A 13623-nucleotide genomic window follows, 5' to 3' on the forward strand; every position below is an offset into this window, starting at 1 on the left:
CGCATGGGAGGGGCGGTCCAGCTGGCGGACATTGGTCAGCGTCGCCAGGGCGCCGGCCCGATGCATGACCAGCCATCCCCCTCCTGCCACCAGATCACGACCACCACACAGGGCGGTATCCGGCCAGCGGCACAGGCCAGTGGTCGCACGGGCATGAAACTCGTCGCGGTTGCCCAGCAGCGTGAGGCAGTGACCTGTCGTGGCATCTGGCTGCCAATCGAATGCCATCAGGCACATGGCGAGACTCCGAAAGAGGGTGGGCATCTACAGGATGCTCCCAGACCATGTTCTCGCGCCGTCCTCCCCCTGTCGAGCCAGCGTCCTTGACGTGCCGGGCGAGATGCCATTGCTGTCATTGCTGCTGGGCAGCGCCGGTGCCTTGCTGCTGGTCTTCGCGGTGAGCATGCTGATTCTGCAATGGCGCCTGCGTCGCCTTGATCAGCGCCTGGGGCAGCCACTGGAATGGTTGGCACGCCAGAGCGTGCGGCTCGAGCAGGGGCAGGTCATGGAGGAGTATCCCGTCTCGGCCCATCAGGCGTATCCGGCCGACGAGATTCTGCGCCGTCACCGTGCTGCCGTGGCACTGCTGCGCCGTGGTCGTGGCCACGAACTGGATGCCTTGCCACTGCCTGCCTTCGTGATGCGTCATGGCCTGCTGGCGATGGCCAATCCTGCCTTCGAGAAGCTGTTCGGGCTGGTGCTACATGAAGCGCTGGGGCGCTCGGTCGGGAGTCTGCTGATGCTGGAGCCCAACCCGAGCGTACCCAACAGTCGAGAATTGCGCGTCCATGATGCCGAGGGCCGCATGCGGCGCATGCGTCTCGAGCTGTGCCGTTTCAACAACGACCCCGCCCAGGTGCTGGGCGTGATGATTGATGAATCAGAACATGATCAGGCCAGCCAGCAGTTGCTGGTCGCACGCGACAGGGCGCGCGAGGAAGCCCGCCTCAAGAGTGACTACCTGGACATGCTGCACGCCGAGTTGACGCCTCCCTTGCAGGGATTGGTGCGCAAGCTGGGGCAGTTGCGTCGCGAGCGTCATCTGGAGGATGCCGAGCTGAGCCTGCTGCAGGGGCGTCTCGATAGCGTGGCACAGCTGCTGAATGTGCTGACGGAGCGCGACGATGTCGTGCGCACGCCGCTGGAGGAGAATCTGTTCACGCCCGCCGAGGCGCTGGGAGCGCTGCTCAATGACATGCAGCAGCGCTACCACGACGTGGGACTGCCCTTCGAGTGGCAGCTGGGCGCGCTGCCTGCATTGCTGCGTGGCGATGTACGGCGTCTGGCGCAGCTCTTCGAGCATCTGTCGGAAGATGGTTGTCGACGCGCGAGCGCGGGTCGGCATGCTGGCTGAGGCTTGAGCTTCACGATCACTGTGGCCTCGATGTCGGGCGCAATGCGCCTTCCTCGCTGTTGATGGCTCGTCGTCTGGTGGAGGAGCTCGGCGGGCGCTACCGACAGCATGAGACGCAAGGGGAGGAGGTGCTGGAGATCCTGGTGCCGTTGTCCTGGCCGGACAATCCTGTCGAAACTCGCATTCTGGTCGTCGATGATGGTCCGGTGAACGCCATGCTGGCGCGCACGGTGCTCGGCCGCCAGGGGTTGGTGGTGGATACGGCGAGCAGTGGAGAAGATGCGCTGGCCGCGCGCGAGCGCCATTTCTACGACCTGGTGTTCATGGATATCTTCATGCCCGGCATGGATGGCGTCAGCGTTACCCGGAATTGGCGCGAACAGGAGGCCGGGGCCGGCAGTGACAGGCGTAGCGTGATCATTGCCCTGACGGCCAATGCCAGCGAGGCGGACCGCGAGCGTTTCTTCGCGGCAGGTCTGGATGATTATCTTGGCAAGCCCTATCGTCCTCAGGCGTTGATCGACAAGGTTCGCAAATGGCTGCCTCGGGCCACGATGAAGGCAGCTGCAAGGAGTGGGGCATGTGGTGGTGGTATCCCGTGTTGGGGGCCGTGGCGGGTCTGATCGCCGGCCTGTTCGGTATCGGTGGCGGGCTGGTCATCGTGCCGGTGCTGGCGGCAGCCTTTGCGCTGCAAGGTGTCGCCACTGATGTCTTGATGCATCTGGCGATAGGTACCTCACTGGCGACCATCGTGGTGACCTCGCTGTCATCGGCGCGTGCGCATCATGAGCGTGGCGCCGTGCGTCTGGACTGGCTCAAGCGCCTGCTGCCCGGACTGGTGGTGGGAACCGCGCTGGGGGTGGTGCTGGCGGGCGGACTGAGCAGCGAGATGCTCAAGCTGCTGTTCGGTGGCTTCGTGCTGCTGGTCGCCGTCAAGATGGGACTGGATCTCAAGGTGGGTCAGCTGGCGCAGGCGCCGGGGCGTGCCGGGCAGTTTCTTGGCGGTGGCACCGTCGGGGTGGTATCCGCACTCTTCGGGATCGGAGGAGGGACGGTGATGGTGCCGATGTTGACCAGCTGGCAGGCGCGCATGACCGAGGCGGTCGGGACGGCGGCCGCGGCCGGGTTTCCCATCGCCTTGGTGGCAGCGCTGACCAATATCGCGGTGGGCTGGCACGCCCCGGGCTTGCCGGAGCATGCCATCGGCTATGTACATTGGGTTGCCTGGCTCGGCATCGTGCTGGTGTCGGTGCCTTTCGCGCGAGTGGGCGCACGGCTGGCCCATGCGTTGCCGGCGCTGTTGCTCAAGCGGTTGTTCGCGTTGATTCTCGTGATCGTGGGGCTGCGCTTTCTCGTCTCGTGAGCCGACTTATTCATTCAAGGTTTTCTCATGTTGCAATATCCTCAGATCGACCCCGTGGCGTTGGCATTGGGGCCTTTCAAGATTCACTGGTATGGATTGATGTACGTGATCGGCTTCGCGGCGGCCTGGGGGCTGGCGCGTGCCCGGCGCGGGCGGGTCGGCCTGAGTCAGGATGCCGTGGGAGACCTGATCTTCTTCGGTGCGTTGGGCGTGGTGCTGGGTGGGCGCCTGGGGTATGCGCTCTTCTACGGCTTCGACAAGTTGCTGGCGGACCCGGTGTGGATCTTCAAGGTCTGGGATGGCGGCATGAGCTTCCATGGCGGCCTGCTGGGTGTGTTGATCGCCATGCTGGTGTTCGCGCGTCGTCACCAGCTGACCTTCTTCCAGCTGACTGACTTCATCGCGCCGATGGTTCCGATCGGCCTCGGTGCAGGGCGCCTGGGCAACTTCATCAACCAGGAGCTGCCGGGGCGTATCACCGATGTCTCATGGGGCATGGTCTATCCGCTCTACGGGCCGGAGCCACGCCATCCCTCTCAGCTCTATCAATTCGCGCTGGAAGGCGTCGCGCTGTTCGCGATCCTGTGGTTCGCCTCGCGTGAGCCGCGCCAGAAGGGGTTGATCTCCGGTCTGTTCCTGCTCTGCTACGGCAGTTTCCGCTTCATCACCGAGTTCTTCCGCCAACCGGATTCCCAGCTCGGCTTCATCGCCTTCGACTGGCTGACCATGGGTCAGCTGCTGTCGCTGCCGATGGTGCTGTTCGGGTTGCTGCTGATGGCATGGTCGCGTGGTCAGGACGTGGCGCAGCCGCCGCTGCCTCGCGCATCCTGAGGTGGGAATGCAGGTGTGATTACAGGGGGCAATCGGTGTAAACTGGCCCCCTGCCAGATACGCAAGAACGCGGCCATCGGGCCGCGTTCTTGCGTATCTGGCAGCGTAAAATATCGTCAAGTGAACGATTCGAATTCATGAAGAGGCTGGTGCAGGGCCCATGCAACCCTATCTCGATCTGATGCGCCACGTGCTGGAAAACGGCACGCAAAAGGGCGACCGCACCGGTACCGGTACCTTGAGTGTCTTCGGTCACCAGATGCGTTTCGATCTGGCCGAAGGCTTTCCGCTGGTCACCACCAAGAAACTGCACCTGCGCTCGATCATCCACGAGCTGCTGTGGTTCTTGAAAGGCGACACCAACATCGCCTACCTCAAGGAAAATGGCGTGCGTATCTGGGATGAGTGGGCCGATGAGAATGGCGATCTCGGGCCGGTCTACGGTTATCAGTGGCGCAGCTGGCCGAATCCAAAAGGCGGCAGCGTGGATCAGATCACGCATCTGATCGAGCAGATCAAGACCAACCCGGACTCGCGCCGTCTGATGGTCTCGGCCTGGAATCCGGCGCTGGTGGATGAGATGGCCCTGCCGCCGTGTCATGCCCTGTTCCAGTTCTATGTCGCCGATGGTCGGCTGTCCTGCCAGCTCTATCAGCGCAGCGCCGACATCTTCCTCGGCGTGCCGTTCAACATCGCCAGCTATGCGCTGCTGACCCAGATGATCGCTCAGGTCTGTGGCCTCAAGCCGGGGGAATTCATACATACCCTCGGCGATGCCCACCTCTACAGCAATCATCTGGAGCAGGCGCGTGAGCAGCTGACGCGCGAGCCGCTGGCCCTGCCGACGCTCAAGCTGAATCCGGACGTGACGGATCTGTTCGACTTCACCTTCGATGACATCGCCATCGAAGGCTATGAATCCCATCCGCATATCAAGGCGCAGGTGGCCGTATGAGTGACAAGGAATTTTCTCCGCTGAGTGCCGCCGCCGAGACCGTGGTCCCGGTGGCGATGATCGCCGCCATGTCGGTCAATCGCGTGATCGGTGTCGACAACAATCTGCCCTGGTACCTGCCGGAAGACTTGAAGTTCTTCAAGCATGCGACCCAGGGCAAGCCGGTGATCATGGGGCGCAAGACCTTTGCCTCCATCGGCAAGCCGCTGCCCAATCGACTCAATATCATCGTCACGCGTGACAGCGAGTTCCATCACGATGGCGTACGGGTCTGTCACGATCTGGCGGCGGCGCTCAACATGGCGGATCACCATGCGATGATCGAAGGTGTGGACGAGATCATGGTGATCGGGGGTGGACTGATCTATGCACAGGCACTGCCTGTCGCCACGCGTCTGTACCTGACCGAGGTAGCGGTCGAGATCGAAGGCGATGCGCACTTCCCGGAGCTTGGTGCTGACTGGGAAGAAGCTCAGCGTGTGCCGGGAGAAAGTGGTGAAGGCCTGCCTGCCTATGACTTCGTGCGCTATGAGCGCAGGGACGACTAGCGCTTGCGCCTGCCAGCGGGAACTTTACAGTCAGCAGGTACTGACACAGACTGGTGCCAAACGGAACTGCCCATAGCGTGCAAGGGAGGCTCAGGCCTTGACGATGGATCGCCTCGAAGCGCTGTACTCTGCGCTTGAACATGAAGCCGACACCCAGCGACAGCAGCGTGACGGAGAGCGTCAGGCTCGTCTGGCGCTGGAATCGGAAAATGCCCAGCTACGCGAGACGCTGGCCGCGCTGCGCCAGCAGATGCGCCGCCGTCGCCCCAGGCGCTGCTCAAGCAATGGTACAAGCGCTATCCGGATACCTTCTTCAAGGGCCACACCCGTCCCTTGAAGATTGGCATCCATGTCGAGTTGCTGGAGAACGAGCCCTGGGACGAGAAGCTCGTGCGCCGCGCTCTGGCGGGCTACGTCCACTTGCCTCGATACCTGAAGGCCGTTCGTGCCGGCACGCAGCGGGTCGATCTTGAAGGTCAGTCCGTGGGTGCCGTCACTGAAGACGAGGCATTGCATGCACGTCAGCAGCTCGCGGAGCTGACTCGTCAGCAGAAGGAGCGTGAGGAGCAGGCTGCCAGCCAGCGCATCAGCCACAAGCTGAGTGAATTGATGACCAAGCACCGCAGAGCCCCTGTGCGGATTGCCGCACAGGGGCTCTGTCGTTGGTGGGTGGAAATCCGCACATCCGAGAGGAACTGCCATGCGCCTTTTCAAGCCTGCCCTGACAGCCCTGAGTGCCGCCATTCTGATGGCCTCGACCGCTGTCATGGCCGACCCCATCACCATCAAGTTCTCTCACGTCGTCGCGGAAAACACCCCCAAGGGGCAGATGGGCAAGAAGTTCCAGGAGCTGGTCGCAGAGCGACTGGGGGATCAGGTGGCCGTTGAGCTCTATCCCAGCTCCCAGCTCTATGGGGATGACAAGGTGCTGGAAGCCATGCTGCTGGGCGATGTCCAGCTGGCGGCTCCGTCACTCTCCAAGTTCCAGAAATACACGGATCAGCTGCAGGTCTTCGATCTGCCGTTCCTGTTCAAGGACATGGAAGCGGTGGAGCGTTTCCAGAGCAGCGAGACAGGCCAATCCTTGCTGACGGCGCTGGAGCCCAAGGGGCTGGTCGGACTCGGGTATCTGCACAACGGCATGAAGCAGCTCTCCGCGTCCTCACCGCTCACGGTGCCAGATGATGCGGATGGCAAGAAATTCCGCATCATGACCTCTGACGTGCTCGAGGCGCAGTTCGATGCGCTGGACGCCGTCTCGCTGAAGAAGCCGTTCTCCGAAGTCTTCATCCTGCTGCAGACCAAGGCCATCGACGGTCAGGAAAATACCTATTCCAATATCTATTCCCAGAAGTTCTTTGAAGTGCAGCCTTACATCACTGAATCCAATCACGGCGTGCTGGATTACATGGTGGTGTCCTCGGCACGCTTCTGGAATGGGCTTCCGGAGGAGGTGCGTGGCGAGGTCAAGTCAGCGCTGGATGAAGCCATCGCCTATGGCAATGAGCTGTCCCAGGCCAAGAATCTCGAGGCCAAGCAGGCCATCATCGACTCCGGTCAGAGCGAGATCATCACGCTGGACGATGCGCAGCGCCAGCAGTGGGTGGATGCGATGAAGCCGGTGTGGGGTGAATTCGCCGATGATATCGGTCAGGACATCATCGATGCCGCTCAGGATGCCAATCGCTGAGTTGCCATGAAACTTGGATGGCTACACAAGGCAGAAGAGACGCTGTTCTCGCTGCTGCTGGTGGCGATGGTATTGCTGGTCTTCGTCGAGGTGGTGCTGCGTTTCGTCTTCAATACCGGTATCAGCTGGTCCCAGGAAGCCACTCTCTATCTGGCGGGCTGGTTCGTGCTGATCGGCGTGTCGTGGGGCGTCAAGCAGGGCGCGCACATCGGTGTGGATGTCGTGGTGAAGATGCTGCCACTGATCTGGCAGCGGGTGGCTACCCTGGCCGCGCTGGTCATCTGCATGGCGTACTGCGTGATGCTGCTGGTCGGCAGTTACGAATATCTGTCCTTGATGCAGATGATCGGTATCGAACTCGAGGATATCGCGATACCCAAGTGGTATGCCCTGACGATTCTGCCCATCGCGATGCTGCTGCTGATGCTGCGCTTCGCGGTATTGGGCTGGAAGGTGATACGCGGAGATGCCAGCGGTTTCGGCTTTCACGACGAAGGCGAGGACAGCATGCACCTGGTGCAGCCGGCTGACTCGGTCATTGGTGACAGCTCCGATGGTGCCGGTGGTAAACGCGACAGTGATCAGGAACCCAGACGATGACCATAGCCACTCTGTTCGCGCTGCTGTTCGGTGGCATCTTTCTCGGCATGCCGATCGCCTTCGCGCTCGGATTTTCCAGTGTCACGACGATACTGCTGTTTTCGAGTGATTCGCTGGGCTCGGTCGCCATCAAGCTGTTTGAAGCCCTGTCGCATCACTACACCTTGCTGGCGATTCCCTTCTTCATTCTTTCCAGCACCTTCCTTTCGACGGGAGGCGTGGCACGCCGCCTGATCACCTTCGCGACCGATGCCATCGGCCATGTCCGTGGCGGGCTTGCGATGGCCTCGGTACTGGCCTGCATGCTGTTTGCCGCCGTCTCGGGGTCCTCTCCGGCCACGGTCGCGGCGATTGGCTCCATCGTGATCGCGGGGATGGTGCGCCAGGGCTACAGCGAATCCTTCGCGGCCGGGGTGATCACCAATGCCGGTACCCTGGGGATCTTGATTCCTCCCTCCATCGTGATGCTGGTGTACTCCGCGGCCACGGAGGTCTCGGCGGCCAAGATGTTCATGGCGGGCCTGATCCCCGGGCTGTTGATGGGCGGCATCCTGATGGTGGCCATCTATATCGCTGCCCGAATCAAGAAACTGCCTTCACAGCCGTTCCCGGGCCTCAGGACGCTCGCTCGCTCGGGGCTGGTCGCGATGGGCGGGCTGATGTTGATCTTCATCGTGCTGGGCTCGATCTACGGCGGGGTGGCCAGCCCCACCGAGGCGGCGGCGGTCGCGACGGTCTACGCCTGGTTCATCGCAGTGGTGGGCTATCGCGACATGGGGCCCTTGAAGGACGTGCCATGGCGCAGAGGCAACGAAGCATGGGGCAGGGCCGGGTTGCGTGCTCTCTGGCAGGTGCCGGCAGGCCTGGTGGGCTCATTCTCGGACCAGGAGGTCAAGAAGGTGGTGCTGGATGGTGCGCGCGTCTCGATGATGCTGCTGTTCATCATCGCCAATGCGATGCTGTTCGCCCATGTGCTGACCACTGAACGCATTCCTCACACCATCGCCGAGACCATCATCGGCTGGGGGCTGCCAGCCTGGGGATTCCTGATCGTGATGAATCTGCTGCTGCTGGCGGCGGGCAACTTCATGGAGCCCTCGGCCATCCTGCTGATCATGGCACCGATCCTGTTTCCCATCGCGACGCAGCTGGGCATCGATCCGATCCATCTCGGCATCATCATGGTGGTCAACATGGAGATCGGCATGCTGACGCCACCAGTGGGGCTCAACCTGTTCGTCACCGCGGGTATCACCGGCAAGCCGATGACCTGGGTCATTCGTGCCGCACTCCCGTGGCTGTCGTTGTTGTTGCTGTTCCTGGTATTGATCACCTATGTCCCGTCGATCTCACTCTTCCTGCCCAACTGGCTAAGCCAATGAAACCCTCGAGAAAACCCATGGTTGTCATGAATCCTTCATTCTTCCGCTCTAGAGTGTTGGCACGCCAGACAATTGACCGGCGTATTGGTTCAGGACCAGTGATCGAAAACAGTGTTTTTTTCTGTTGCACATCCTGAAAGCCCGGTATATGGTTTCCCTGCGAGCATTGGATAATAACAAGGCCACAGGGTTTTAGAGGCGTCATCAAGCGCCCGGAACCTCGGCCACTGCCACCGGCAGACACGATCGAACAGTTAACGCTAGTTAAGGAACTATCGCGATGAAAAAGACACTTCTGGCTACTGCCATCGCCGGCGCTGCTGCCCTGGCTGCTACCTCCGCTTCCGCTGCAACCGTCTACAATCAAGACGGCACCAAGCTGGACATCTACGGCAACGTTCAGCTGGCATACTCCTATGTCGACCAGCTCGGCGGTGACCCGGAAAGTGAACTGGGCGACAACGGTTCCACCTTCGGTGCCAAGGGTGAGCACAAGATCAACGACGACATCGTCGGTTACTTCAAGGCCGAGTGGGAATACGACGCTGACGAATCCAAGGGCAGCGGCAACGGCCTGAACGATGGCGACCAGTCCTACGTCGGTGCCAAGGGTTCCTTCGGTGACGCGCGTATCGGTTCCTGGGATCAGCTGATGGACGACTGGATCCAGGATCCGATCTCCAACAACGAATACTTCGATCTGACTGATTCCAGCACCCAGATCGACGGTGACAGCCAGACTCGTGAAGGCAACAAGCTGCAGTACATGTCTCCGGTCATGGGCGGCCTGCAGTTCGCTGTCGGTTCCAACTTCGAAGGCGACGGTGAAGACGAGAACGTCACTGATTCCAACCAGGCGTCCTTCTTCGCAGGTGCCAAGTACACCGTCGGCGGTTTCTCTGTCGCTGGTGTGTATGACAACCTGGACCAGTTCGAAGCCACCAACGGCAGTGACATCGGCGACCAGTACGGTATCACCGGTCAGTACACCGTTGACGCCCTGCGCATCGCCGTCAAGGCTGAGCGCTTCGCGGGTGAAGAAGATGACACCGACGTTGATTACTACGGTATCGGCGCACGCTACGGCTACGGCATGGGCGACGTCTACGGCGGCTACCAGTACGTCGACGCTGAAGACAATTCCACTCTTGCTTCTGACAACGGTGGCGACGACAGCTTCAACGAATTCAACCTGGGTGTGACTTACAACATCTCTTCCGCGATGTACACCTACATTGAATACGCCCAGTACGATCGCTCTGGCGATGACGGTGACGGCGCTGCAGTCGGCATCTACTACGGCTTCTAAGACGCTCTCAAACGTCTAGCAAGCTAACGAAAGCCGGTCCCTCGGGGCCGGCTTTTTTACGTCTGTCACTGCATGGCGGTGAGGTCTTCTCGAGTCGGTAGCGCGGCATAGGCACCAGGGCGAGTCACGGCAAAGGCGCCGCAGGCTGCTGCACGCTCAAGCGCAGCCTGAAGATGGCTCTCTTCCTCGCACCAGTCACGCAGCAGGGCTGCATCCACACCGGCTTCGCTGAGCGACGAGAGGAAGCCGCCGATGAAGGCATCACCGCCGGCCGTGGTGTCGATGGCCTTGACTACCGGCGGCGTGATGCTGACGGCCCTGGTCTCGCCGCTCTGCTTGCGCACCAGTGCGCGGATGGTGCCCGGGCCGTCGGTCAGCACGATCAGGCGGACGCCGGCCTGCAGGCGTGCCTGCAGCCAATCGGACTCTTGCTGGCCGTCAGTGAGTGCCTCGACCTCTTCCTGGGAAAGCTTGAGGATATCGGCGTTGTCCAGCAGGCGAGTGACCAGTGACACGTCGACCTGCTGATTCGGCCACAGGTTGTGACGCAGATTGGCATCCACGCTGACCAGGGAGCCAGCAGCACGTGCGCGAGACGCCAGCACGAAGCTGGTGTCCGCGATACTGGCGTCGGTCAGGCTGTTGCTGCACAGATGGAAGATGGCGGGTTGAGCGAACAGCTCCGGGCCTGCATGTTCCGGACGAAACAGCAGGTCAGCTGCCGGCGGACGATAGAAGTCGAAGCGACGCTCGCCATCCTCGTCGCGCGAGACGAAGGCCAGCGCGGTGCGTGCCTCGCTGGTGCGCTTGACGTGATCCAGGCGTACGCCATGGGTGGCCAGTTCGTCGTGCAGGAAGTCACCGAAGCTGTCCTGGCCCAGCATGCCCACGAAGTGGCTGGGCAGCCCGAGACGTGCGCAGGCCACGGCGACATTGGCGGGCGCACCACCAGCGTAGGGCGTGAAGGTTTCCTGCTCGACGGCCTGGCCGCCGAGCTTGTTGGACAGCATGTCGACGAGCGCTTCGCCGAATGCGATTACCGGAGTCATCAGGAGGTTGCTCCCTTGGTGGTGGCCGTCGGGGTGTCTCCTGCGGCCGGGAAGTGCTCGCGCACCAGTGCCAGCAGGCCCTGGGTGGAGGGATCGAAGGCCTGGACGTCAGTATCGATGCGTGCGCTGATCTCGCCTGCGATGCGCTTGCCGAGCTGCACGCCCCACTGGTCGAAGGAGTTGATGTTCCAGATCACGCCCTGCACGAAGACCTTGTGCTCATAGAGAGCGATCAGCGCCCCCAGGTTGCGCGGTGTCAGCTCATCAAGCAGCAGCGTGCTCGAGGGACGGTTGCCCGGGCAATTGTAATGCGGGTCGAGGTTGCTGCCGTCCTGGCTGCCTTCCATGAAGGCATTGGCCTGGGCCAGCATGTTGGTGATCAGTGCGAAGTGGTGCTCTTCGGTACCCGGCTCCGGCTTCAGGGAAGCGATGAAGTCGATGGGCACATAGCGAGTTCCCTGGTGCAGCAGCTGGAAGAAGGCATGCTGACCGTTGGAACCGGTCTCGCCCCACACGATCGGGCCGGTCTTGTAGTCGACAGGACGCCCGAAGATGTCCACCGACTTGCCATTCGATTCCATGTCGAGCTGCTGCAGGAAGGCGGGCAGCTGATGCAGGGCTTGATCGTAGGGCACGATGGCCTGGGTTTCGGCACCCATGAAGTTGATGTACCAGATACCGATGAGGGCCATCAGGACCGGCATGTTCTCGCCTAGCGGCGCTTCGATGAAGTGCTGGTCCATCTCATAGGCGCCTTCCAGCAGTTCCATGAAGCCGTCATAGCCGATGGAGAGGGCGATCGGCAGACCGATGGATGACCACATGGAATAGCGGCCCCCGACCCAGGCCCAGAATTCGAAGACGTTCTCTTCGCGGATGCCGAATTCCTTGGCCGCCTTGCGGTTGGTGGAGGCCGCGACGAAGTGGGCGCCGACGTCGGCATCCTGACCTGCCTGCTCCAGGAACCAGCGACGTGCTGACTTCGCATTGAGCAGGGTCTCCTGCGTGGAGAAGGTCTTGGTGGAGACGATGAACAGGGTCGTGGCCGGATCGAGGCGCTTGAGCACCTTCTGGATGTGGTTGCCATCCACGTTGGAGACGAAGTGGAAGTTCAGCTCCGGATGACGATGCTTGAGCAGGGCGCGGCAGGCCATGTTGGGGCCGAGGTCGGAGCCTCCGATGCCGATATTGACGACATCGCGGATGCGTTGTCCGTCATAGCCTTTCCATTCGCCGCTGCGCACGCTTTCGCAGAAGGCGCGGATCTGCTCGCGAGTGCTGTGGATCTCCGGCATCACGTCCTTGCCGTCGACGATGACCGGCGTATTGGACTGGCTGCGCAGGGCCGTGTGAAGGACGGGGCGATTCTCGGTCACGTTGATGATGTCACCCGAGAACATCTGGGAGCGACGCTGAACGAGGGCAGAGTGGTCTGCCAGCTCGATCAGTGCCTTCATCACTTCGTCGGAAATGTGGTGCTTGGAATAGTCGAGGAACAGGCCGCCGACCCGGAGACTCATCTTCTCGAAGCGCTTGGGGTCCGCGGCAAAGTAGTCGCGAATACGGTCGTTGCGGGTTACCTCGCCTAGCCGGGTCAGCGCCTGCCAGGAAACACTACGGGTCAATTGCAGCATGGAAGTGTCCATCGTATGGGTTGTGGAAGAGGGGAGATGTGCTGTACCAGCAGATGTTGCGCGCCCGGCGGCAGCCAGACGGGGTCAAGGCGGGTACAGGCAGTCTCGACACACAGGAAGCCACGGGCGTTCTCGACGCTGGTATCGGCCGGCGGTGCATCGCCCGGGTGCCAGACGACCGTGGAGTCGGAGCCCTGCTTTGCAATGCGCAGTCTGCGCTGGCCATCCTCGAGCACCTGGACCTGGCTTGACTGGTAGATGCGATCCAGCGGGCCGCGAATGCCCAGCTCGCCTTGCTGATCAAGACGCGAGAAGTCCTGACGCTTGTCCAGATAGCTGGCGCCGGCGAGGCCGGTGACGCGGCACTGGAAGGCATCTTCCACGGCAAAGTAGGTATGCAGGGCGCCGGTCATCTTGACCGGGTCCTCGCCGCGATTTTCCGTGATCAGCTCCACCTTCAGAAAGTGGCGACCCGCGAAGATGACGACGCGAGGCGAGAGTGCCGCGTGCAGGGGAGATTGCGGAGAGGCGTGGATCTCGACGCCTTCCTCCTCGTCTTCCTCTACCGCGTCGATGCGCCACTCGGCCTTGCGCGCCGGGCCATGCAGCTCTGTCTCGCCCTCAGGATACTCGTCAGCGAACCAGGGCCAGCACAGCGGAATGCCGCCACGAATGCTGCCCGGAAGCGTCGCCGGCGTCTCGGTGACCCACAGCCAGGGGCGCTGGGAGGCTGGCTGGTAATGCAGCACCTGGGCGCCCTGGTGGCAGACGACCAGCTCGCCCCAGGCGCGGTTGAGGATCAGGAGCATGCGGCCTTGCCATTCGCAGGTACGTTGGCCGCTCGTGGCATCCACCAGTGCGCGCAGACTTTCAGGAATCATCTCGAGCTTCCTCGACGGTTCAGGAGC

General features: G+C 61.8%; 13 protein-coding genes and 2 pseudogenes. 11 read left to right on the forward strand and 4 right to left on the reverse strand.

Features of this window, described 5'->3' with window-relative positions:
• Positions 1-6: 6 nt before the first annotated feature.
• A pseudogene (locus CU110_RS16530) lies at positions 7-264 on the reverse strand (NRDE family protein); the annotation flags it as partial.
• Between the two features lie 64 nt (positions 265-328).
• Between CU110_RS16530 and CU110_RS03840 the strand changes: the two are divergent.
• The 11 genes and pseudogenes from CU110_RS03840 (at position 329) to CU110_RS03890 (ending at position 10032) form a co-directional block, all read left to right on the forward strand.
• Positions 329-1354 (forward strand): hypothetical protein, encoded by a 1026-nt coding sequence (locus CU110_RS03840; protein ID WP_127734614.1) that lies wholly within the window; start codon positions 329-331, stop codon positions 1352-1354.
• A complete protein-coding gene (locus CU110_RS03845; RefSeq protein ID WP_127734616.1) occupies positions 1318-1977 on the forward strand; it encodes a response regulator in 660 nt (219 codons plus the stop codon). The genes CU110_RS03840 and CU110_RS03845 overlap by 37 nt, the downstream gene beginning before the upstream one ends.
• The gene (locus CU110_RS03850; RefSeq protein WP_077375183.1) at positions 1935-2717 is read left to right on the forward strand and encodes a sulfite exporter TauE/SafE family protein; all 783 of its coding nucleotides are present in this window, start codon (positions 1935-1937) and stop codon (positions 2715-2717) included. The genes CU110_RS03845 and CU110_RS03850 overlap by 43 nt, the downstream gene beginning before the upstream one ends.
• A 27-nt stretch (positions 2718-2744) precedes the next feature.
• Entirely contained in the window at positions 2745-3548 is an 804-nt protein-coding gene (gene lgt / locus CU110_RS03855) for a prolipoprotein diacylglyceryl transferase (RefSeq protein WP_077375180.1), read from the forward strand.
• A gap of 160 nt (positions 3549-3708) precedes the next feature.
• On the forward strand, positions 3709-4503 hold the full coding sequence (locus tag CU110_RS03860; RefSeq protein WP_084208021.1) for a thymidylate synthase: 795 nt from the start codon (positions 3709-3711) through the stop codon (positions 4501-4503).
• Entirely contained in the window at positions 4500-5051 is a 552-nt protein-coding gene (locus CU110_RS03865; RefSeq protein ID WP_077375174.1) for a dihydrofolate reductase, read from the forward strand. The genes CU110_RS03860 and CU110_RS03865 overlap by 4 nt, the downstream gene beginning before the upstream one ends.
• Positions 5052-5324: 273 nt before the next feature.
• Positions 5325-5558, forward strand: a pseudogene (locus CU110_RS03870) (ProQ/FINO family protein); the annotation flags it as partial.
• Positions 5559-5751: 193 nt separating this feature from the next.
• On the forward strand, positions 5752-6741 hold the full coding sequence (locus CU110_RS03875; protein ID WP_077375169.1) for a TRAP transporter substrate-binding protein: 990 nt from the start codon (positions 5752-5754) through the stop codon (positions 6739-6741).
• A gap of 6 nt (positions 6742-6747) precedes the next feature.
• Entirely contained in the window at positions 6748-7341 is a 594-nt protein-coding gene (locus CU110_RS03880; RefSeq protein WP_084209616.1) for a TRAP transporter small permease, read from the forward strand.
• On the forward strand, positions 7338-8723 hold the full coding sequence (locus tag CU110_RS03885) for a TRAP transporter large permease subunit (RefSeq protein WP_077375166.1): 1386 nt from the start codon (positions 7338-7340) through the stop codon (positions 8721-8723). The genes CU110_RS03880 and CU110_RS03885 overlap by 4 nt, the downstream gene beginning before the upstream one ends.
• A gap of 280 nt (positions 8724-9003) precedes the next feature.
• Entirely contained in the window at positions 9004-10032 is a 1029-nt protein-coding gene (locus CU110_RS03890) for a porin (protein ID WP_084208024.1), read from the forward strand.
• A gap of 65 nt (positions 10033-10097) precedes the next feature.
• On the opposite strand, the gene CU110_RS03895 is transcribed toward CU110_RS03890, so the two are convergent.
• Genes CU110_RS03895 through CU110_RS03905 form a run of 3 tightly spaced genes read right to left on the reverse strand, consistent with a single transcriptional unit; the run spans position 10098 to position 13596 of the window.
• Complete coding sequence (locus CU110_RS03895; RefSeq protein WP_084208025.1) at positions 10098-11081, reverse strand: carbohydrate kinase; 984 nt, start codon at positions 11079-11081, stop codon at positions 10098-10100.
• The gene (pgi, locus tag CU110_RS03900) at positions 11081-12715 is read right to left on the reverse strand and encodes a glucose-6-phosphate isomerase (RefSeq protein WP_127734618.1); all 1635 of its coding nucleotides are present in this window, start codon (positions 12713-12715) and stop codon (positions 11081-11083) included. The genes CU110_RS03895 and pgi overlap by 1 nt, the downstream gene beginning before the upstream one ends.
• Complete coding sequence (locus CU110_RS03905; RefSeq protein WP_127734620.1) at positions 12703-13596, reverse strand: D-hexose-6-phosphate mutarotase; 894 nt, start codon at positions 13594-13596, stop codon at positions 12703-12705. The genes pgi and CU110_RS03905 overlap by 13 nt, the downstream gene beginning before the upstream one ends.
• Positions 13597-13623: the final 27 nt, after the last annotated feature.

It is taken from the genome of Cobetia sp. ICG0124 (assembly GCF_004006355.1).
Classification (GTDB): Bacteria; Pseudomonadota; Gammaproteobacteria; order Pseudomonadales; family Halomonadaceae; genus Cobetia; species Cobetia marina.

What these genes read in the sequence shown, in the direction of transcription:
- CU110_RS03850 (WP_077375183.1), top strand. Translation starts at nt 1,935, where the DNA reads ATGTGGTGGTGGTATCCCGTGTTGGGGGCCGTGGCGGGTCTGATCGCC.
- lgt (WP_077375180.1), top strand. Translation starts at nt 2,745, where the DNA reads ATGTTGCAATATCCTCAGATCGACCCCGTGGCGTTGGCATTGGGGCCT.
- CU110_RS03860 (WP_084208021.1), top strand. Translation starts at nt 3,709, where the DNA reads ATGCAACCCTATCTCGATCTGATGCGCCACGTGCTGGAAAACGGCACG.
- CU110_RS03865 (WP_077375174.1), top strand. Translation starts at nt 4,500, where the DNA reads ATGAGTGACAAGGAATTTTCTCCGCTGAGTGCCGCCGCCGAGACCGTG.
- CU110_RS03875 (WP_077375169.1), top strand. Translation starts at nt 5,752, where the DNA reads ATGCGCCTTTTCAAGCCTGCCCTGACAGCCCTGAGTGCCGCCATTCTG.
- CU110_RS03880 (WP_084209616.1), top strand. Translation starts at nt 6,748, where the DNA reads ATGAAACTTGGATGGCTACACAAGGCAGAAGAGACGCTGTTCTCGCTG.
- CU110_RS03885 (WP_077375166.1), top strand. Translation starts at nt 7,338, where the DNA reads ATGACCATAGCCACTCTGTTCGCGCTGCTGTTCGGTGGCATCTTTCTC.
- CU110_RS03890 (WP_084208024.1), top strand. Translation starts at nt 9,004, where the DNA reads ATGAAAAAGACACTTCTGGCTACTGCCATCGCCGGCGCTGCTGCCCTG.
- CU110_RS03895 (WP_084208025.1), bottom strand. Translation starts at nt 11,081, where the DNA reads ATGACTCCGGTAATCGCATTCGGCGAAGCGCTCGTCGACATGCTGTCC.
- pgi (WP_127734618.1), bottom strand. Translation starts at nt 12,715, where the DNA reads ATGCTGCAATTGACCCGTAGTGTTTCCTGGCAGGCGCTGACCCGGCTA.
- CU110_RS03905 (WP_127734620.1), bottom strand. Translation starts at nt 13,596, where the DNA reads ATGATTCCTGAAAGTCTGCGCGCACTGGTGGATGCCACGAGCGGCCAA.